18 protein-coding genes are annotated in these 18,655 nt (G+C 69.5%); 11 read left to right on the top strand and 7 right to left on the bottom strand.

The window, feature by feature from the left end; translation table 11 throughout:
- The first annotated feature begins 56 nt into the window (after window positions 1–56).
- The 5 genes from atpA (at window position 57) to JAO81_RS01780 (ending at window position 5,116) form a co-directional block, all read left to right on the top strand.
- Window positions 57–1,655 (top strand): F0F1 ATP synthase subunit alpha, encoded by a 1,599-nt coding sequence (gene atpA, locus JAO81_RS01800; RefSeq protein ID WP_199545920.1) that lies wholly within the window; start codon window positions 57–59, stop codon window positions 1,653–1,655.
- A gap of 20 nt (window positions 1,656–1,675) precedes the next feature.
- Window positions 1,676–2,593, top strand: coding sequence for a F0F1 ATP synthase subunit gamma (locus tag JAO81_RS01795; RefSeq protein WP_199545919.1), 918 nt, complete (start codon window positions 1,676–1,678; stop codon window positions 2,591–2,593).
- On the top strand, window positions 2,593–4,029 hold the full coding sequence (gene atpD, locus JAO81_RS01790; protein WP_199545918.1) for a F0F1 ATP synthase subunit beta: 1,437 nt from the start codon (window positions 2,593–2,595) through the stop codon (window positions 4,027–4,029). Before JAO81_RS01795 ends, atpD begins: the two co-directional genes overlap by 1 nt.
- 130 nt (window positions 4,030–4,159) lie before the next feature.
- Window positions 4,160–4,534, top strand: a complete 375-nt coding sequence (locus JAO81_RS01785; protein ID WP_199545917.1) for a F0F1 ATP synthase subunit epsilon — start codon at window positions 4,160–4,162, stop codon at window positions 4,532–4,534.
- 135 nt (window positions 4,535–4,669) lie between these two features.
- Window positions 4,670–5,116, top strand: coding sequence for a DUF2550 domain-containing protein (locus JAO81_RS01780; RefSeq protein ID WP_199545916.1), 447 nt, complete (start codon window positions 4,670–4,672; stop codon window positions 5,114–5,116).
- A 151-nt stretch (window positions 5,117–5,267) separates the two neighbouring features.
- Here JAO81_RS01780 and JAO81_RS01775 read toward each other — a convergent pair whose 3' ends face one another.
- The 3 genes from JAO81_RS01775 to JAO81_RS01765 all read right to left on the bottom strand — a co-directional run bounded on the left by JAO81_RS01775 (window position 5,268) and on the right by JAO81_RS01765 (window position 9,151).
- Complete coding sequence (locus JAO81_RS01775; protein ID WP_199545915.1) at window positions 5,268–7,106, bottom strand: glycoside hydrolase family 18 chitinase; 1,839 nt, start codon at window positions 7,104–7,106, stop codon at window positions 5,268–5,270.
- Between the two features lie 192 nt (window positions 7,107–7,298).
- Complete coding sequence (locus JAO81_RS01770) at window positions 7,299–7,976, bottom strand: response regulator transcription factor (RefSeq protein WP_199545914.1); 678 nt, start codon at window positions 7,974–7,976, stop codon at window positions 7,299–7,301.
- Complete coding sequence (locus JAO81_RS01765; RefSeq protein WP_199545913.1) at window positions 7,973–9,151, bottom strand: sensor histidine kinase; 1,179 nt, start codon at window positions 9,149–9,151, stop codon at window positions 7,973–7,975. The genes JAO81_RS01770 and JAO81_RS01765 overlap by 4 nt, the downstream gene beginning before the upstream one ends.
- A 150-nt stretch (window positions 9,152–9,301) precedes the next feature.
- Here JAO81_RS01765 and JAO81_RS01760 point away from each other — a divergent pair, with 150 nt between their 5' ends.
- The gene (locus JAO81_RS01760; protein WP_199545912.1) at window positions 9,302–9,883 is read left to right on the top strand and encodes a hypothetical protein; all 582 of its coding nucleotides are present in this window, start codon (window positions 9,302–9,304) and stop codon (window positions 9,881–9,883) included.
- A 37-nt stretch (window positions 9,884–9,920) separates the two neighbouring features.
- On the opposite strand, the gene JAO81_RS01755 is transcribed toward JAO81_RS01760, so the two are convergent.
- A complete protein-coding gene (locus tag JAO81_RS01755) occupies window positions 9,921–10,340 on the bottom strand; it encodes a VOC family protein (RefSeq protein WP_199545911.1) in 420 nt (139 codons plus the stop codon).
- 282 nt (window positions 10,341–10,622) lie between these two features.
- Between JAO81_RS01755 and JAO81_RS01750 the strand changes: the two genes are divergently transcribed.
- Entirely contained in the window at window positions 10,623–11,276 is a 654-nt protein-coding gene (locus JAO81_RS01750) for a TetR/AcrR family transcriptional regulator (RefSeq protein WP_199545910.1), read from the top strand.
- 57 nt (window positions 11,277–11,333) lie between these two features.
- Here the strand turns inward: JAO81_RS01750 and JAO81_RS01745 are convergent, their stop codons facing one another.
- Genes JAO81_RS01745 through JAO81_RS01735 form a run of 3 tightly spaced genes read right to left on the bottom strand, consistent with a single transcriptional unit; the run spans window position 11,334 to window position 13,495 of the window.
- Window positions 11,334–11,909: a cob(I)yrinic acid a,c-diamide adenosyltransferase gene (locus JAO81_RS01745; RefSeq protein ID WP_199545909.1), complete on the bottom strand. Its 576-nt coding sequence runs from the start codon at window positions 11,907–11,909 to the stop codon at window positions 11,334–11,336.
- A gap of 23 nt (window positions 11,910–11,932) precedes the next feature.
- Entirely contained in the window at window positions 11,933–12,682 is a 750-nt protein-coding gene (locus JAO81_RS01740) for an ABC transporter permease (protein WP_199545908.1), read from the bottom strand.
- Window positions 12,683–12,712: 30 nt separating this feature from the next.
- The gene (locus JAO81_RS01735) at window positions 12,713–13,495 is read right to left on the bottom strand and encodes an ABC transporter ATP-binding protein (protein WP_199545907.1); all 783 of its coding nucleotides are present in this window, start codon (window positions 13,493–13,495) and stop codon (window positions 12,713–12,715) included.
- Window positions 13,496–13,577: 82 nt separating this feature from the next.
- Between JAO81_RS01735 and JAO81_RS01730 the strand changes: the two genes are divergently transcribed.
- The 4 genes from JAO81_RS01730 (at window position 13,578) to JAO81_RS01715 (ending at window position 18,563) form a co-directional block, all read left to right on the top strand.
- Window positions 13,578–14,282 (top strand): TetR/AcrR family transcriptional regulator, encoded by a 705-nt coding sequence (locus JAO81_RS01730; RefSeq protein WP_199545906.1) that lies wholly within the window; start codon window positions 13,578–13,580, stop codon window positions 14,280–14,282.
- A gap of 167 nt (window positions 14,283–14,449) precedes the next feature.
- The gene (locus JAO81_RS01725) at window positions 14,450–15,298 is read left to right on the top strand and encodes a 3-hydroxyacyl-CoA dehydrogenase family protein (RefSeq protein WP_199545905.1); all 849 of its coding nucleotides are present in this window, start codon (window positions 14,450–14,452) and stop codon (window positions 15,296–15,298) included.
- Between the two features lie 182 nt (window positions 15,299–15,480).
- On the top strand, window positions 15,481–15,795 hold the full coding sequence (locus JAO81_RS01720; protein ID WP_165331938.1) for an STAS domain-containing protein: 315 nt from the start codon (window positions 15,481–15,483) through the stop codon (window positions 15,793–15,795).
- A gap of 266 nt (window positions 15,796–16,061) precedes the next feature.
- On the top strand, window positions 16,062–18,563 hold the full coding sequence (locus tag JAO81_RS01715; protein ID WP_199545904.1) for an ATP-binding protein: 2,502 nt from the start codon (window positions 16,062–16,064) through the stop codon (window positions 18,561–18,563).
- Window positions 18,564–18,655 lie beyond the last annotated feature (92 nt).

The raw sequence follows: 18,655 nt of genomic DNA, 5'->3' as shown, positions 1-18,655 counted from the left end.
TCAGGAACACCCCCCAAGTGAAACTTCGGGCCCAACAAGGAGAGCAGGGAACCCAGATGGCGGAGCTCACGATCCGGCCGGAGGAGATCCGGGACGCGCTGGAGAACTTTGTCCAGGCGTACAAGCCGGACGCGGCCTCGCGCGAGGAGGTCGGTACGGTCAGCCTTGCCGGCGACGGCATCGCGAAGGTCGAGGGCCTTCCCTCGGCCATGGCCAACGAACTGCTGAAGTTCGAGGACGGCACCCTCGGTCTCGCGCTCAACCTCGAAGAGCGTGAGATCGGTGCCATCGTGCTCGGCGAGTTCAGCGGCATCGAGGAGGGCCAGCCGGTGCAGCGCACCGGTGAGGTGCTCTCCGTCGCAGTCGGTGACGGCTACCTGGGTCGCGTCGTCGACCCGCTCGGTCAGCCGATCGACGGCCTCGGCGAGATCGAGTCCACCGGCCGCCGCGCCCTCGAGCTGCAGGCACCGGGCGTCATGGCCCGTAAGTCGGTGCACGAGCCGATGGAGACCGGCTACAAGGCCGTCGACGCGATGACCCCGATCGGCCGTGGCCAGCGTCAGCTGATCATCGGTGACCGTCAGACCGGCAAGACCGCCCTGGCCGTCGACACGATCATCAACCAGCGCGACAACTGGCGCTCGGGCGACGTGAACAAGCAGGTCCGCTGCATCTACGTCGCCATCGGTCAGAAGGGCTCCACCATCGCCTCCGTGCGTGGTGCGCTCGAAGAGGCCGGCGCGCTGGAGTACACGACCATCGTCGCCGCCCCGGCGTCCGACCCGGCGGGCTTCAAGTACCTGGCGCCCTACACCGGTTCGGCCATCGGCCAGCACTGGATGTACGAGGGCAAGCACGTCCTCATCATCTTCGACGACCTCTCGAAGCAGGCCGACGCCTACCGCGCCGTGTCCCTGCTGCTCCGTCGCCCGCCGGGGCGTGAGGCCTACCCGGGTGACGTCTTCTACCTGCACTCCCGTCTGCTCGAGCGCTGCGCGAAGCTCTCGGACGAGATGGGCAAGGGCTCGATGACCGGTCTGCCGATCGTCGAGACGAAGGCCAACGACGTCTCGGCGTTCATCCCGACCAACGTCATCTCCATCACCGACGGCCAGTGCTTCCTGGAGTCGGACCTCTTCAACGCCGGTCAGCGCCCCGCGCTGAACGTCGGTATCTCCGTCTCCCGAGTCGGTGGTTCCGCGCAGCACAAGGCGATGAAGCAGGTCTCCGGCCGCCTCCGCGTGGACCTCGCCCAGTTCCGTGAGCTCGAGGCGTTCGCCGCCTTCGGTTCCGACCTGGACGCCGCGTCGAAGTCGCAGCTGGAGCGCGGTCAGCGCATGGTCGAGCTGCTCAAGCAGGCTCAGTACCAGCCGATGGCCACCGAGGACCAGGTCGTCTCCGTCTGGGCCGGCACCACCGGCAAGATGGACGACGTACCGGTCGAGGACATCCGCCGCTTCGAGAAGGAGCTCCTTGAGTACCTGCACCGCAAGGAGCAGGGCCTCATGACCTCCATCAAGGAGGGCGGCAAGATGTCCGACGACACTCTCACGGCCATCGCGGACGCCATCACCGAGTTCAAGAAGCAGTTCGAGACCTCGGACGGCAAGCTGATCGGCGAGGACGCTCCGGCTGCCGTCAACGTCTCCAAGTGACGACGGAAGGGACCTGACTCATGGGAGCCCAGCTCCGGGTCTACAAGCGTCGCATCCGGTCCGTCACCGCGACGAAGAAGATCACCAAGGCGATGGAGATGATCGCCGCCTCGCGCGTCGTCAAGGCGCAGCGCAAGGTGGCGGCCTCCACGCCGTACGCGACCGAGCTGACCCGCGCGGTCACCGCGGTGGCCACGGGTGCGAGCGACAAGCACCCGCTGACCACCGAGGCGGAGAACCCGACCCGGGCCGCTGTTCTGCTCCTGACGAGCGACCGCGGCCTGGCCGGCGCCTTCAACTCCAACGCCATCAAGGCCGCGGAGCAGCTCACCGAGAAGCTGCGGGCCGAGGGCAAGGAGGTCGACACGTTCATCGTCGGCCGCCGTGGTCTCGCGCACTACAACTTCCGTGAGCGCAAGGTCTCCGAGTCGTGGACGGGCTTCACGGATGAGCCCGCCTACGGCGACGCCAAGCTGGTCGCGGGACCGCTCATCGAGGCCATCGAGAAGGAGACGGCGGACGGCGGCGTGGATGAACTCCACCTCGTCTACACCGAGTTCGTCTCGATGATGACGCAGAACGCGGTCGAGGCCCGACTGCTTCCGCTCAGCCTCGAAGAGGTGGCCAAGGAAGCGGGCACCAAGGACGAGATCCGCCCGCTCTACGACTTCGAGCCGTCGGCGGAGGACGTCCTCGACGCCCTGCTGCCGCGCTACGTCGAAAGCCGTATCTACAACGCGCTGCTCCAGTCGGCTGCTTCCAAGCACGCCGCCACGCGCCGCGCGATGAAGTCGGCGACCGACAACGCCGGGGATCTGATCAACAACCTTTCCCGGCTTGCCAACGCGGCCCGCCAGGCCGAAATCACCCAGGAAATCAGCGAGATCGTCGGTGGCTCTGCCGCTCTGGCCGACGCGACCGCGGGGAGTGACAAGTAATGACGACGACAACTGAGACGGCCACGGCTACGGGCCGCGTCGCCCGGGTCATCGGCCCGGTCGTCGACGTGGAGTTCCCCGTCGACGCGATGCCCGACATCTACAACGCCCTTCACGTCGAGGTCGCCGACCCGGCCAAGGACGGCGAGAAGAAGACGCTGACCCTCGAGGTCGCCCAGCACCTGGGTGACGGCGTGGTCCGCACGATCTCGATGCAGCCCACCGACGGTCTGGTCCGCCAGGCGGCGGTGACCGACACCGGCAACGGCATCACCGTTCCGGTCGGCGACTTCACCAAGGGCAAGGTGTTCAACACCCTCGGCGAGGTCCTGAACACGGACGAGAAGTACGAGGGCGAGCGCTGGTCCATCCACCGCAAGGCCCCGAACTTCGACGAGCTCGAGTCGAAGACCGAGATGTTCGAGACCGGCGTCAAGGTCATCGACCTTCTCACCCCGTACGTCAAGGGTGGAAAGATCGGTCTGTTCGGCGGTGCCGGCGTCGGCAAGACGGTGCTCATCCAGGAGATGATCTACCGCGTCGCCAACAACCACGACGGTGTCTCCGTGTTCGCCGGCGTCGGTGAGCGCACCCGTGAGGGCAACGACCTCATCGAGGAGATGGCCGAGTCGGGCGTCATCGACAAGACCGCGCTGGTCTTCGGTCAGATGGACGAGCCGCCGGGCACCCGTCTGCGCGTGGCCCTCGCGGGTCTGACCATGGCGGAGTACTTCCGCGATGTGCAGAAGCAGGACGTGCTGTTCTTCATCGACAACATCTTCCGCTTCACGCAGGCCGGTTCCGAGGTCTCGACCCTGCTCGGCCGTATGCCCTCCGCGGTGGGCTACCAGCCGAACCTGGCCGACGAGATGGGTCTCCTCCAGGAGCGCATCACCTCGACCCGTGGTCACTCGATCACCTCGATGCAGGCGATCTACGTCCCCGCGGACGACCTGACCGACCCGGCCCCGGCCACCACCTTCGCCCACCTCGACGCGACGACGGTTCTCTCCCGTCCGATCTCCGAGAAGGGCATCTACCCGGCCGTGGACCCGCTGGACTCGACGTCCCGCATCCTCGACCCGCGGTACATCGCGGCGGACCACTACAACGCCGCGATGCGCGTCAAGGGGATCCTGCAGAAGTACAAGGACCTCCAGGACATCATCGCCATTCTCGGTATCGACGAGCTCGGCGAAGAGGACAAGCTGGTCGTGCAGCGCGCCCGTCGCGTGGAGCGCTTCCTGTCCCAGAACACCCACGTCGCCAAGCAGTTCACCGGCGTCGACGGGTCGGACGTCCCGCTGGACGAGTCGATCGCGGCCTTCAACGCGATCATCGACGGCGAGTACGACCACTTCCCGGAGCAGGCGTTCTTCATGTGCGGTGGCATCGAAGACCTCAAGAAGGCCGCCAAGGAGCTGGGCGTCTCCTGAAGCACCGGCTCACCTGAGTGAGCCATGTGACTTCCGCAGGGGGCGGGTGCGTCCCGCCCCCTGCGATACGCCCACTAGAATTTGACCCAACACCCGGCGACACCGCCGGGTGGTGACCCGAGGAGCCATCTTGGCTGCTGAGCTGCACGTCGAGCTGGTCGCCGCCGACCGCCAGGTCTGGTCCGGCGAGGCCACCCTGGTCGTGGCGCGCACCACGTCCGGCGACATCGGCGTCATGCCCGGTCACCAGCCGCTGCTCGGTGTGCTGGAATCGGGCCCGGTGACCATTCGTACGAGTGCGGGTGAGACTGTCGTTGCCGCGGTGCACGGTGGATTCATCTCATTCGCGGACAACAAGCTTTCGCTGCTGGCCGAGATCGTCGAGCTGGCGGACGAGATCGATGTCCAGCGTGCGGAGCGCGCTCTTGAGCGCGCCAAGTCGGATGCCGACGCCGGTGCCGAGCGTCGCGCGGGCGTTCGTCTGCGCGCCGGCGCCACGCGCTGACGGAGGCGGCGCCGGGGGGGAGAGTACGTGACTCAGCCGCGGCCGGGACTGGTTTTCGCCAGTACCGGCCGCGGCTGAGGTGAATGCGGGACAAAGTCGGTTGCGTAACGTGACGAGTCGAGGAGGTCGGTGCTCATGGTCCTCGCTCTGCTTGTCTGCGGCCTGGTGGTCGCCGTGGTCCTGGTCGGGTTGTTCGTGTTCGGCTTGCGCCGACGCCTGATCCAGCGCTCCGGCGGCACCTTCGACTGCTCCCTGCGCTGGGATGCCCCGGAGGCCGGGGACACCTCAGGCAAGGGCTGGAGTTACGGGGTCGCCCGCTACAGCGGTGACCGGATCGAGTGGTTCCGCGTCTTCTCGTACGCGCCGAGGCCCCGCCGTATCCTCGAACGCTCCGCCATCGAGGTCGTGGACCGCCGCTCCCCGGACGGGGACGAGGAGGTCGCCCTGCTTTCGGATGCGATCGTGCTCGGGTGCCGGCATCGGGGTACGCGTCTCGAGCTCGCCATGTCGGAGGACGCCCTGACGGGGTTCCTCGCCTGGCTGGAGGCGGCGCCGCCCGGCCAGCGGGTGAACGTGGCGTAGGGGGCGTTCGTCGGGTCCGGTTCGCCACCGGGTGCCCGGATCTGCTCAATCGCCGCAGGGGTTGAAGTGGTGAAGCCGGAGCAACAGGGGGCAGACCCGTCGCTCCGGCTTCGTGTGTGTGCGGTCCTGTCGTCAGGGGACCGCGGGGCGGCTAGCCGAGGCCGCTGTTGATGGCGGAGACCAGTTCGCCGTTCGCGGTGTCTCCGCTGAGCTCCCAGAAGAACGCGCCGCCCAGGCCCTGGCTCTTGGCCCAGGCCATCTTGGAGCCGATGGTCGCGGGGGTGTCGTACGACCACCAGTTGCTGCCGCAGTGCGCGTAGGCCGTGCCCGCGACCGTGCCGTTGGCGGGACAGGAGTTCTTCAGGACCTTGTAGTCCTCGATGCCCGCCTCGTACGTGCCGGGTGCCGGCCCCGTCGCGGCCCCGCCCGGTGCCGCCTGGGTGACGCCGGTCCAGCCGCGTCCGTAGAAGCCGATGCCGAGCAGCAGCTTGGCCGAGGGGACGCCCTTGGCCTTGAGCTTGGCGATGGCCTGCGCCGAGGTGAAGCCGTCCTGCGGGATCCCCGGGTAGGTGTTGAGCGGGGAGTGCGGGGCGGTCGGGCCGTCCTTGTCGAAGGCGCCGAAGAAGTCGTACGTCATCACGTTGTACCAGTCCGCGTATGCCGCGGCGCCCGCGTAGTCGGCCGCGTCGATCTTGCCGCCCGGGGTGGCGTCGGCCGTGATCGCTGCGGTGACCAGGTTGTTCGCACCGAACTTGGTGCGCAGCGCGGACATGACGTTCTTGAAGGCCGCAGGTCCGCTGCTGTCGCAGGTCAGACCACAGGCGTTGGGGTACTCCCAGTCGATGTCGATGCCGTCGAACACATCGGCCCAGCGCGGGTCCTCGACCAGCTTGTAGCAGGAATCGGCGAACGCGGCCGGGTTCTGCGCGGCCTGGCCGAAGCCGCCGGAGTAGGTCCAGCCGCCGACCGAGTACAGGACCTTGATGTGCGGGTACTTGGCCTTGAGCTTGCGCAGCTGGTTGAAGTTGCCGCGCAGCGGCTGGTCCCAGGTGTCGGCGACGCCGTCCACGGACTGGTCGGCGGTGTACGCCTTGTCGATGGCCGCGAACGAGTCGTCCATCGTGCACTGGCCGTTCTTGACGTTGGCGAAGGCGTAGTTGATGTGGGTGATCTTGGACGCCGTGCCCGAGGTGACCATGTTCTTGACGTGGTAGTTGCGGCCGTAGACGCCCCACTCCACGAAGTAGCCCAGATTGACCTTGTCGCCGGGCTCGGGCTCGCCGCCCCCGCCGGTGGTGCGCACCGCGCGGGCGCCGCTGACCGGGCCGGTCTGGTTGGCGGTGTCACGGGCCTGGATCGAGTACGAGTAGTCGGTGCCGGCGCTCAGGCCGGTGTTGGTGTAGCTCGTGCCCGTCACGGTGGCGACGACGCTGCCGCCGCGCAGCACGTCGTAGTTCTTGATGCCCTTGTCGTCGGTGGCCGCGCTCCAGCTCAGCTTCACCGAGGTGTTGGTGATGTCGGAGGCCGTGGGCGTGCCGGGTGCGCTCGGCGGGTTGTCGCCGGGGACGGTGGGGCCGCCGTCGCAACTGGCGCCGTTCAGCTTGCAGTTGGACGGGGAGCCGGAGCCCGAGCCGTTGAACCCGAAGGTGACCGAGGCGCCGGGGGCGAGCGTCCCGTTCCACGACTTGTTCTTGGCGGTCCAGTGGGTGCCCGAGCTGGTGAAGTCCGCGTCCCAGCCGGAGGTCACCGAGGTGCCGGACGGGAAGTCCCATTCGACGGTCCATGAGGATATGGAGGCGGTGCCGGTGTTCTTGACGGTCCACTTGCCTTCGAAGCCGGTGCCCCAGTCCTGGGACTTGGTGTAGGTGGCGGTGGCTTCGGCGGCCGCGGCGGGGGTGGAGAGGCCGACGAGTGCGGCGAAGGGGAGGATCAGGGTGGTGAGCCCTGCGATCAGTCTGTGGCGTACCCGGGGGGTGGGTCTGAAGCGCATCGCGCCTCCTGACGTGAGGTCCGGAAAGGGGGGTGGGACCTGCGCTGCCCTGAGCACGATGGGTCATGTGCTCACCGCGAAGTGAGGTGAGCGTAGAAAGGTCTGGACCTTGCGTCAATAGGTCTGGACCACTGGGGAGTTGAGTTCCGGCCGATTTCGGTAGGAAGTTTCCGAAGTGCGTTCGGCCTCGGGTCAGACGCCCAACTCCTGGGCCAGAACCGCGGCCTGGACTCTGCTGCGCAGCTCCAGCTTCCCGAGCAGCCGGCTCACATGGGTCTTCACGGTGGCCTCGGCCATGTCCAGACGTTCCGCGATCTCGGCGTTGGACAGCCCCTGGCCGAGGCAGGAGAGCACCTCGCGCTCGCGCCGGGTCAGCGCGTCGAGGATCGCCGGATCGTGCGCGGTGCCCCCGCCCCGTACGGGCTTGGCGGCGAACTCCGCGATCAGCCGGCGGGTCACCGCGGGTGCGATCAGGCCCTCGCCGCGTGCGACCGTACGGACCGCCGCGAGGAGATCCTTGGCCTCGGTGTTCTTCAGGAGGAACCCCGAGGCGCCCGCGCGCAGTGCGCCGAAGACGTACTCGTCGAGGTCGAAGGTGGTGAGGACGAGTACGTCGGCGAGGCCTTCGGAGACCACCTGGCGGGTGGCCGAGACGCCGTCGAGACGGGGCATCTGGATGTCCATCAGGACCAGGTCCGGGCGCAGTTCACGGGCGAGCGCGACCGCCTGCTCGCCGTCCGCGGCCTCGCCGGCCACCTCTATGTCGGGGGCGCTGCGCAGGATCAGGACAAGACCGGCGCGTACGGCGGACTGGTCCTCGGCGACCAGGACGCGGATCGGGGGTGTGCCTTCGTCGGCCGGCTCGGTCATGCGGATTCTCCTTCTGCTACGGGGAGTTCGGCCCGTACGCGCCAGATCTTGCCGTACGCCTCAGGCGCCGGACCTGCCGTGAAGGAGCCCTTGAGCAGTGCGGTCCGCTCCCGCATCCCCACGAGCCCGGCGCCCGAGCCGGGCGCGCGCGGTCCTTCGGTGCGGCCGATGGGGCTGGTGACCTCGACCGTCAGCAGGCCGTCCGCCTGGGCGAGCCGGATGCGTACGTCACCCTGCGCGGCGTGCTTGAGCGCATTGGTCAGGGACTCCTGCACGATGCGGTACGCGGCCAGCTCCACCGGTGCGGGCAGGGTGGAGCCCGGCGGGCGGGTGTCCTCGAGGGCGAGGTCGAGACCGTTGGTGCGGGCCTGCTCGATCAGGGCGGCGACGCCGTCCAGGGTGGGTGCCGCGGCGGGTTCGAGGTCGCCGCTGTCGTCGCGCAGGATGCCGATGAGCCGGCGCATCTCGGCGAGCCCCTCGACGCTGTTCTCGCGGATCACGGCGAGTGCGTCGCGCGTGGTCTTCGGATCGTCGAGGGAGAGCGCCGCCGTGGAGTGGATGGCGATCGCGGAGAGGTGGTTGGCGACCATGTCGTGCAGCTCGCGGGCCATCCGGGCGCGTTCGGCGGTGACCGCCTGGGTGCGGTCCATCTCGGCGAGCAGGGCGGTCTGTTCGGCCCGCAGCTCGGCGGCTTCGGCGGCTTTGCGGTGGTTGCGTACGGCGGATCCCGTGAGGGCCGGCGTCAGCGTGACGAGGGCGATCACGGCGCCGACGAGCAGTGCTTCCGGCTTGCGGAACCAGATGAGGAAACCGATGGTCATCAGGACCGTGACGGCCCCGGTGACGACCGGGATCCGGCGGGCCGAGGCGTCCGTTCCGTACAGGACCGCCGCGTAGACCAGGTCGGCGAACATCACCGCGGTCGCGAGATTGCCGTAGGTGAACTGGTCGCCGATCACGAAGACCGTGCCGAGCAGCAGTGCGGCACGCGGGTGGGTGCGCCGCCCCAGTTCGAGGACCGCCATGGCGAACAACGGCAACAGGACCCAGGCGCCCGGCAGCAGCCGCCCACCCTGGTTCATGTACAGCCCGAGCCCCCAGAACAGCAGGCCGAAGGCCAGACTGGCCGCCGCGATGAGGACATCGTGCGGATGGGGGCGGCGTGCTCGGTTCATGTGCCCATCCAACATGGCCCCCGGCGCCCGGACCTCCCTATACGGGCCGAAGCCGCACTGCATCCTTCGATGTACTCGCGGTTCGTCACCGGCGACGACGAATCGGGCCGGTGTGCACGGGAGGCTTGAAGCAGCCGAGAGGAGAGTCCCGTGATCGTCACGCTCATCATCATCTGCGAGGTCGGCTTCTGGGTGCTGCTCGCCGCAGGTCTCGCTCTGCGCTACTGGGCCAAGATGCCGCGCGCGAGCATCGCCGTACTGCTCTGCGAGCCGCTGCTCGAAGTGGTGCTGTTCGTGGCCACGGCGATCGACCTGAGGAACGGCGCCGAGCCGGACTGGAAGCACGGTCTCGCGGCCGTCTACATCGGCTACTCGATCGCGCTCGGCCACTACACGATCAAGTGGGTGGACGTCCGTGTCGCCCACCGCTTCGCGGGCGGACCGGCGCCGGTGACGCCCAAGTACGGCATGGCCCGTGCGGTGCACGAGTGGAAGCTCGCCGCCCGCTGGGTGCTGGCCGCGGTGATCGCGATGGCGCTGCTCCAGGGTGCGATCTGGTACGTCGGGTCGGACGGCGAAACCTCGTCGCTCGAGCAGTGGCAGGCCAAGATGGTCTTCGTGATCGGCATCAACGTGGTCATCGCCGCCGCCTACACCCTGTTCCCGAAGAAGGCGCCCGCGAACGTGACCGCGGCGGCCACCGGCCGGGAGCGTGAGCTCACCAAGCAGTGACCGCCGCGGGCGGGGTGTGACGGGGTGGTCCCGGTGGTCATTCGGCCGCCGGGGTCACCCAGTCGGCAACCTGCATGGCCGGGGCCACCCATTCCACGAACTGGACGACGACGCCGTTGGGGTCGGTGACCTGGAACAGGCGCTCCCCCCAAGGCTCTTCGCGCAGCGGCATGGTGATCTGCACGCCGGCGTCGCGCAGCCGCTTCTCCTCGCCCTCGATCCCGGTGAGCGTGAACGCCAGGATCAGGCCGGAGGCGCGCTGGTCGCGCTGCTCGGGCGGCAGTATCTCGATGCCGCGGGCGAGCAGCACGATGTCGGCCGCGGCGTCCGGCCGGGTCAGCGAGGCGAACCCTTCGGCGGCGGCCTGCTCGCTGTACCCGAGGTGCTCGGTGAAGAACCGCTGCGAGGCGGCGACGTCGTCGACGGTGAGCGAGACGGTGGATGCGGTGATCTGCACGGTGGTTCTCCTCGGGTCAGGGGCGAGCGGGCTGCGGGGGTGCGCGTCGGTCAACGTCCGTTGCGGCGCGGCAGGTTGCGCGGTGGTGGCGGGAGGTATCGGACGCGGTGGGTGGTCGGCTGCGGCTGCTGGTGGCGGTTGTTGCGGTGCTGTGCGCGCATGGGCACTCCGTTCCATCCGTCAGGTCTTCGTTCTGCCGTGGAAAACTTACGACGGAGGTAAACTTATACAGAGGCGCGCCAGGGTGTCAACATAAAATTGCTACGAGTGTAAGATTGCCTCATGGCTACTGACAGCTCAGCACCCGCCGCCCCCCTCGGCCTGCGGGAAGCGAAGAAGCAAGAGACCCGGCAACTCATCTCCGACCACGCCACCCGCCTCTTCATCGAGCAGGGCTTCGAGCGGACGACCATCGCCGAGATCGCCGAGGTCGCACGGGTCGCCAAGAAGACGGTGACCAACTACTTCGCGCGCAAAGAGGACTTGGCCCTGGACCACCAGGACGCCTTCGTCGCCTCACTGGCCGCCATCGTGACCGGACGGGAGCCGGGGGAGTCGGCGCTGGACGCGCTGCGCGGCGACTTCGTGGCCGCCGCCGCAACGGCCAGCCCCGTCGCGGGATTCGCGGGGCCGGCCTTCTCGCGGATGATCGCCGACAGCCCGACCCTGACGGCGAGGCTGCGCGATCTGCACGACCTGCGCGAGGCGGCGCTCGCCGAAGCGCTGGCCGAGGCGACGGGCGCGGGGGAGGGGGACTTCACGCCGCGCGCTGCCGCGGCCCTGTTCGGTGCGGTGCACCGCACCCTGTTCCAGCGGATCCAGGAGCTGACCCTGGCCGGCGAGGACAACTCCCGTATCGCCGAAGTGGTCACCGCGGAGGCCGCGGTCGCCTTCGACCTGCTCGAACCCTCGCTCGGCGACTACGCGACCGCGTAGGAGAGGGGTGTCGGGAGAGGGGTGTACGGAGGGCAGGGTCCGCCTTGTGGAACAGGCCTAGTCCCGCTCACCGCCCGGCACCCACAGCACGTCGCCGAGCTCCTTGTTGGCCGTACGGGCCAGGATGAACAGGAGGTCGGAGAGGCGGTTGAGGTAGGTGGCGGTGAGCGGGTTCATGGTCTCGCCGTGCACCTCGAGCGCCGCCCACGTCGAGCGCTCGGCCCGCCGTACCACCGTGCAGGCCTGGTGCAGGAGCGCGGCGCCGGGCGTACCGCCGGGCAGGATGAACGAACGGAGCTTCTCCAGCTGCTCGTTGAAGTGGTCGCAGTCCGCCTCGAGCCGGTCGATGTAGAACTGCTCGACGCGCAGCGGCGGGAACTCCGGGTTCTCCACGACGGGCGTCGCCAGATCGGCGCCCACGTCGAACAGGTCGTTCTGCACCCTGACGAGCACCTTCTTGAGCTCGTCGTCCAGGCCGCCGAGCGCGAGCGCGGTGCCGAGCACGGCGTTGGCCTCGTTGGCGTCGGCGTAGGCCGAGATCCGCAGATCGGTCTTCTGCGTCCGGCTCATGTCGCCGAGGGCCGTGGTGCCCTTGTCGCCGGTACGGGTGTAGATGCGCGTCAGATTGACCATGAGCCGAGACTACGCCCAGCCGTTCATGCTCCGGCCTTGGCGAACAGCCGTGTGCCGATCGTCACGGAGACCGTGGACAGCGCGAGGGCCGCGATCGTTCCGTGCAGCAGCTGCGTACTCGCGAAATCACCCACGTACGCCGCCCTGACCGCGTCCACGAGATAGCGCAGCGGCACGAAGTGCGAGAGCACGTCGAGCCAGCCGGGCGCGAGCGCCATCGGCAGCATCAGTCCTGACAGGAGCATCGCGGGCATGGTGAGCGCGTTGATCACAGGGCCGAACTCGGTCGGGGTGTTCGCCTTCATGCCCAGCGCATACGACAGCGACGCGAGCGACAGCGAGAGCACCCCGACGAAGACGAAGCCGACGAGGAGGCCCGCCAGCGGCGCGCGCAGCCCCATGGCCAGAGCGGCGAGCACGAGGAGCACCGACTGGAACGCGAAGAGCAGCGCGTCGCGCAGCACCCGGCCGAGCAGCAGCGCGAGCCGGCTGACGGGAGTGACGCGCATCCGGTCCACAACGCCGTACGTCTTCTCGACGATGATCCCGAAGCCGCAGAACGAGGCGCCGAACAGGCCGAGTTGGAGCAGCAGGCCGGGCACGAGCACCTGCCAGGAACTGCCCTGCGAGCCGAGGGGCAGACCGGTCAGGAGCGGGCCGAAGAAGAACAGATAGAGCAGCGGCATCAGCAGGCCGAAGAGGATCTGGAACTTGGAGGAGAGGGTCTGGCGGGCGTAGCGCCCGAAGATGATCGCGGTGTCGTGGAGCAGCATGGGGAGTCCTCGGCGGGGGAGAGCGGGTGGTTATACGGCGACCGGGGTCGCGTCGACCGGAGCCGGACCTCGCCCCGTGATCGCGAGGAACGTGTCCTGCAGGCTCGCGCCGGCCGACCCCGCGTACCGCTCCTTGAGCGCGGCGGGAGTGCCCTCGGCGACGACGGTGCCGTGGTCGACGACGACGAGGCGGTCCGCGAGCGCATCGGCCTCGTCCAGGTAGTGCGTGGTCAGGAAGACCGTCGTGCCGTGCCGGTCGCGCAACCCCCGCACCAGGTCCCACAGATCGGCGCGCCCGGCCGGATCGAGCCCGGTGGTGGGCTCGTCGAGGAAGAGCACCGCGGGCCGGTGGGTGAGCGCCATCGCGATGTCGAGGCGGCGGCGCTGGCCGCCGGAGAGCGCCGCGCACTTGCGGTCCAGCAGCTCGCTCAGGCCCAGCTCGTGGGCCAACTCCTCGGTGCGCGCGGCCGCTTCGGTCCTGGTCAGCCGGTAGAGCCGGCCCTGGGTGACCAGCTCCTCGCGTACGGAGATGTTCGGATCGACGCCGCCGGACTGCGCCACGTATCCGCACTTATCCCGTACGCCCGCGGGATCCCGTACGAGATCGCAGCCCGCGACCGTGGCCGCGCCGCCGGTCGGGGCGAGCAGCGTCGTGAGCATCCGCAGGGTCGTGGTCTTGCCCGCGCCGTTCGGGCCGAGGAAGCCGAGGATCTCGCCCGGCTGAACGGTCAGGTCGATTCCGCGGACCGCTTCCACCGGGCCCCGCTTGGTCTGGAAGGTCCGGGCAAGGCCGGCCGTGCTGATGATTGCCATGCCGTACAGAAAAACAGGGTCACTTAAATTTTGCAACCTCCCCAAAATTTGAGCGAACCCAAGAAAGGCCTACGATGACCTCATGGCCAAGCAGCAGGAACAGGGGCGGAAGCCGGAGCGGGCGCGGAAGCCGGAGCAGACGCAGGCGAAGCCCGAGGGGCTCAGGGAGCGCAAGAAGCGCGAGACGCGGCAGCGGATCTCCGACATCGCGACCGGGCTCTTTCTGGAGCGCGGCTTCGACGCCGTGCCCATCGCCGAGATCGCCGAGGCCGCGGACGTCTCGGTCAACACCGTCTACAACTACTTCCCCGCCAAGGAGGACCTCTTCCTCGACCGCTCCAAGGGCGTCGTCGACCGCCTCTCGCGCTTCGTGCGCGCCCGCGACAAGGGCGAGTCCGCGGCCCGTGCCGTGCTGCGCGAGTTCCGCGCCGAGGTCGAGGCGGTCTCGCCGCGCGTCGGGCTGATGGAGGGGTACGCGTCCTTCATGGGCGTCATCGAGAACGCCCCGGCCCTGCGCTCCCGCCTGTGGCGGATCCAGCAGGAGGCCCTCGAGGACATCGAAGGCACGCTGCGGGAGGAGACAGGGGCCGCGCCCGACGATCCGCTGCCGATGCTCGTCGGCGGGCAGCTCGCCTGGCTCCAGGGGACCGTGATGGGCTTCATCGGGCGCGAGATGTGCGCCGGCCGCGCCCCCGCGAAGGTCTCCCGGGAGGCCCTGTGCCTGCTCGATGAACTCGAGGAAATCCTGGGCGAAAAGGTCCTCAACTACGCGGTGCGTACCGCTTGATGGGCCGGCCCGGTGTGATGTGCGTCGTATCGGGCGTGACGCGCATCTCGTAGCACCCCATCGCGGTCTCACGGCCGCTAGTGTCCGGCGGGTAGCTCAGTAAACGGTTCGTAAGGACAGCGTGGTACGCACAACGTGGTGCGTACGGCGGGACAGGAGAACGCGCAGTGGCCAGGAAGCTCGCCGTCATCGGAGCCGGACTCATGGGTTCCGGAATCGCACAGGTCTCCGCCCAGGCGGGCTGGGACGTGGTCCTGCGCGACATCACCGACGAAGCCCTGACCCGCGGCACCGACGGCATCAAGAAGTCGTACGAGAAGTTCGTGAGCAAGGGCAGGCTCTCCGCCGAGGACGCGGAGGCCGCGCTCGCCCGGATCACCACGACCACGGAACTGGAAGGCGCCGCCGACGCGGACATCGTCGTCGAGGCCGTCTTCGAGAAGCTCGAGGTCAAGCACGAGATCTTCCGGGCGCTCGACAAGATCGTCCGCGATGACGCGGTGCTCGCCTCCAACACCTCCGCGATCCCGATCACGAAGATCGCGGCCGTGACCGAGCGACCCGAGCGGGTCGTGGGTGCGCACTTCTTCTCGCCCGTGCCGATGATGCAGCTCTGCGAACTGGTGCGCGGCTACAAGACCAGCGACGAAACCCTCGCCATCACGCGGGAGTTCGCCGAGTCGGTCGGCAAGACCTGCATCGTCGTCAACCGCGATGTCGCCGGCTTCGTCACCACCCGGCTGATCTCGGCGCTCGTCGTCGAGGCCGCCAAGCTGTACGAGTCGGGTGTCGCGAGCGCCGAAGACATCGACATCGCCTGCAAGTTGGGCTTCGGACACGCCATGGGACCGCTGGCCACCGCGGACCTCACCGGCGTCGACATCCTGCTGCACGCGACCAGCAACATCTACACCGAGTCCCAGGACGAGAAGTTCGCGCCGCCGGAGCTGATGCGCCGGATGGTCGACGCCGGGGACATCGGCCGCAAGAGCGGTCAGGGCTTCTACAAGCACTGAACGTGAACTGACACCGGCCGGCGCGGAGATCCCCTGCCGGATTCCGCGCCGGTGTCCCTCGCACGAGTGAATTGGGTATCGGTTCGCTTACGGACGGCAACTTCTGCGTCCGTCAGCCAGTCAGTTGGGTTGAGAGTCCACTTCGAAACCAGACGGTCGAGGACCAACTCCGGGGAGCGCATATGTACATCAGGGGCGACCACGCCGAGCTGGCCGTCGGGGGCAGCCTCGACGTCCGCAGCGCGGCGGACGCCCGGACCGTGCTGCATTCCGCCCTGGACGAGGGGGCGGGCGATCTCGTTCTCGACCTCGCGAGTCTCGACGCGCTCGATGCCACCGGACTCGGCGTGATCATGGGCGCGCACCGCCAGGCCGGCCGCTGCGGCCGACGGCTCGTCCTGCGCAATGTGCCGCCGCAGATGCAGCGCCTCCTGGTGGCCACGCGGCTGCACCGGATCCTCGCGATCGAGGGCGGCATCGGGGCGCATCCGCTGTAGCCGCGCCGGGGGTGCGCACGGAAGCCCCCGGAACCTTGGGCTGCGGCACCTCCCTTCAGGGTCCCGGCACACCGGCCGACACGCACGCAATCCTCACGAGACTGTGACGTCCCGGACGGCGCGGCACCCCGGCGGTTCGGAGATACTGAGCGAAGGTCTAAGGTTCGGTCGCTCACTCAACAAGAGAGCACCGGACCAGAAGCGACAGTGTGGTGTGCGAAAGGCCGGGGAAGCCAAGGCACATCCGCTTTTGGGGGGCTTTGACCATGGACCCGATAAACCGGGGACCGCAAGACTTCGGTCACGACGAGGACCGATCCGACGCGGCGGGCGGTGGCACACCGCAGCGCCCGCCTCGCGACGCCATCACACCGGACTTCGGCAGCCCTGTGCCCGCGCGCACGGTGCAGCTGGTCTCGGGCGACTTCCTGCTCACGGTGAATCCCGTGGACGGCAGCGAGATCGAACCCTGCCCGCCGCTCGAACTTCCGCCGCGGCCGGTCAAGTTCACGCTCGCCGAGCGCACCGAACTGGCCCGTGCGGCCAAGCCGCCGGCGCCGCCGGGACCCGAACAGCCGCGCCGAGTCCTGCTCGAGCGCCAGGACGAGCGCGAGCGCCTCGTGCGGCTGCTCGCCCGCGGCCGCTCCGTCCGTCTCACCGGACCGTCCGGCTCCGGCCGCACCGCGCTGCTCGACACCGTCGCCGAGGACTGCCTGGACCTCGCACCCGACGGCGTCGTGCGTCTGAACGGTCACAAGCGCGGCTCCGCCGACCTGCTCTTCGACCTGTACGCGGCCGTCTACAAGTCACCGCTGCACCGCCCCGACCGTGCCCAAGTCCTCGATCTCATACGGACCATCGGCGCCGTGGTCGTCGTCGACGACCTGGAGTTCGGCGGCAGCGCGCTCGACGAGTTCCTCGAGGCCACTCCCGAGTGCGCCTTCCTGCTTGCCGCGACGCCCGAGGTGGCCGCGCCGTCCGGCGACTCGCACATCGAGGAGGTCTTCCTCGGCGGGCTCAGCCGCAGCTCGGGACTCGAGCTCCTGGAGCGCGCGGTGGGCCGCGCGCTCACCGACGACGAGGCCGGCTGGGCCGGTGACCTCTGGTTCGAGTCCGAGGGCCTTCCGCTGCGCTTCGTGCAGGCCGGTGCGCTGCTCCGCCAGCGCGACCTGCTGCGCGCCGACCCGGCCGCCTTCGACGAGTACGGGTACTACGCCGATGCTCCCGTCGACGCGCCGTTCGACGCCGAGGACGGCCACGACGTACCGCTGCCGACCCTCGCCGAGGGCGCCGCACCCGCCAGGCTGCTCGCCTCGCGGCTCAGCGAAGCGGCCCGTACCACCCTGAAGTTCGCCGTCGCACTCGGCGGCGAGGTGCCGCACCAGGCCCATCTGCCCGCCCTCGTCGGCGACACCCACGCGGACGCCGCGCTCGGTGAGCTCGCCGCCGTCGCGCTCGTCACGCCCGTCGCCTCGCGCTGGCGGCTCGCCGCGGGCGTCCAGGCCCAGCTGACCGCGGCCGGGTACGCCGACACCGCCGAGGAGCGCGCGGAGCTCGCGCACACCGCGGCCCAGCACTACTCCTGGTGGGCCGGGCACCCCTCGGTCACACCCGAACGGGCCGCCGCCGAGGCGGAGGCCGCGCTCGCGGCCCTCGCGATCCTGTTGAGCTCGACCGACCCGGGCCACACCAGCTCCGCCGTCCTGCTCGCCCGCACCGCCGCGCCGGCCTATGCCGCCGGGCTCGACTGGGGCGTGTGGGAGCGGGCGCTCAGGGCCGGCCAGGAGGCCGCGCGCCTGGCCGGAGAGGTGGCCGAAGAGGCCTACTTCCACCACGAGTTGGGGATACTCGCGCTCCTCGGTGGCCAGCTCGACCGGGCCCGCGCCGAGCTCGAGGCCTCCATCGGCCTGCGCGGCGCGCTCGCCGACAAGCGCGGCACGGTCGCGGGACGCAGGGCGCTGGCCCTGGTGGCCGACCGTTCCGGTGGCGTACTGCACGGTGGCCGTACCCCGGCCGGCGAAGAGGTGCCGGACGCCCGTTACGAGGAGTCCGCTTCTCCGCCCGGTGGCGTACCGGCGGCGTTCGCGCTGCCCGGACCCGACCCCGAGCCGCCGACGCTGATCACCCGTCAGCCCGCGCCGGTGCCGGGTGCCCGGCGGCCGAAGGGCGGAGCGGGCCGAGCGGTGCTCAGCGGTACCCGGCGCAATCTGGTCGCCGCGGGTGCGGGCGCGCTGCTCGCGGCCGTGCTCGGCACGGTGGTGACGCTCGGGGCGACCTCGGACGAGGACCCCTCGAACCGGGTGCGCCCCAACCAGACCGCCAGCGAGCAGGACGACGGCGACGGGCTGCCCGCCGACCAGCCGGACAAGGGCGACGAGGCCGCGTCCACGAAGCGGCCCGCCGACCCCGGTGAGGACGGCGTCGTGGGCACTTCGGACGACCCGACTCCGCCCGCGTCGAGCGACGAACCGACGGACAAGCCGAGCGGCAGCGACAAGCCGACGACGAAGCCGACGGACAAGCCGACCACGAAGCCGCCGACCTCGTCCAAGCCGCCGACGTCCTCCGAACCGCCGGAGACTTCGGAGCCCCCGACCACCGAGCCGCCGACCACACCTCCGCCGACCACGGAAGAGCCGCCCCCGACCACTCCGGACAACTCGGACACAGCCAGCGCGCCGGTGTCCAACAGCCCGTCCAAGAGTGAGTCGGCGAGCGGTCCCGCCAGCAGCCCGGCCGACAGCACGAGCACGACCGGCATCGTCTGAGACGCCCGGCACGACAGGAGCGCACCCCCCCCCCGGCCACCCCCCCCGGGGCGGGGGGGGCTGCGGGGGGAAGGGGGGGGGGGGGGGCCCCC

Origin of the sequence: Streptomyces sp. N35 (assembly GCF_016464295.1) — a bacterium.
Classification (GTDB): Bacteria; Actinomycetota; Actinomycetes; order Streptomycetales; family Streptomycetaceae; genus Streptomyces.
This window is presented reverse-complemented; position numbering and strand designations above follow the sequence as displayed.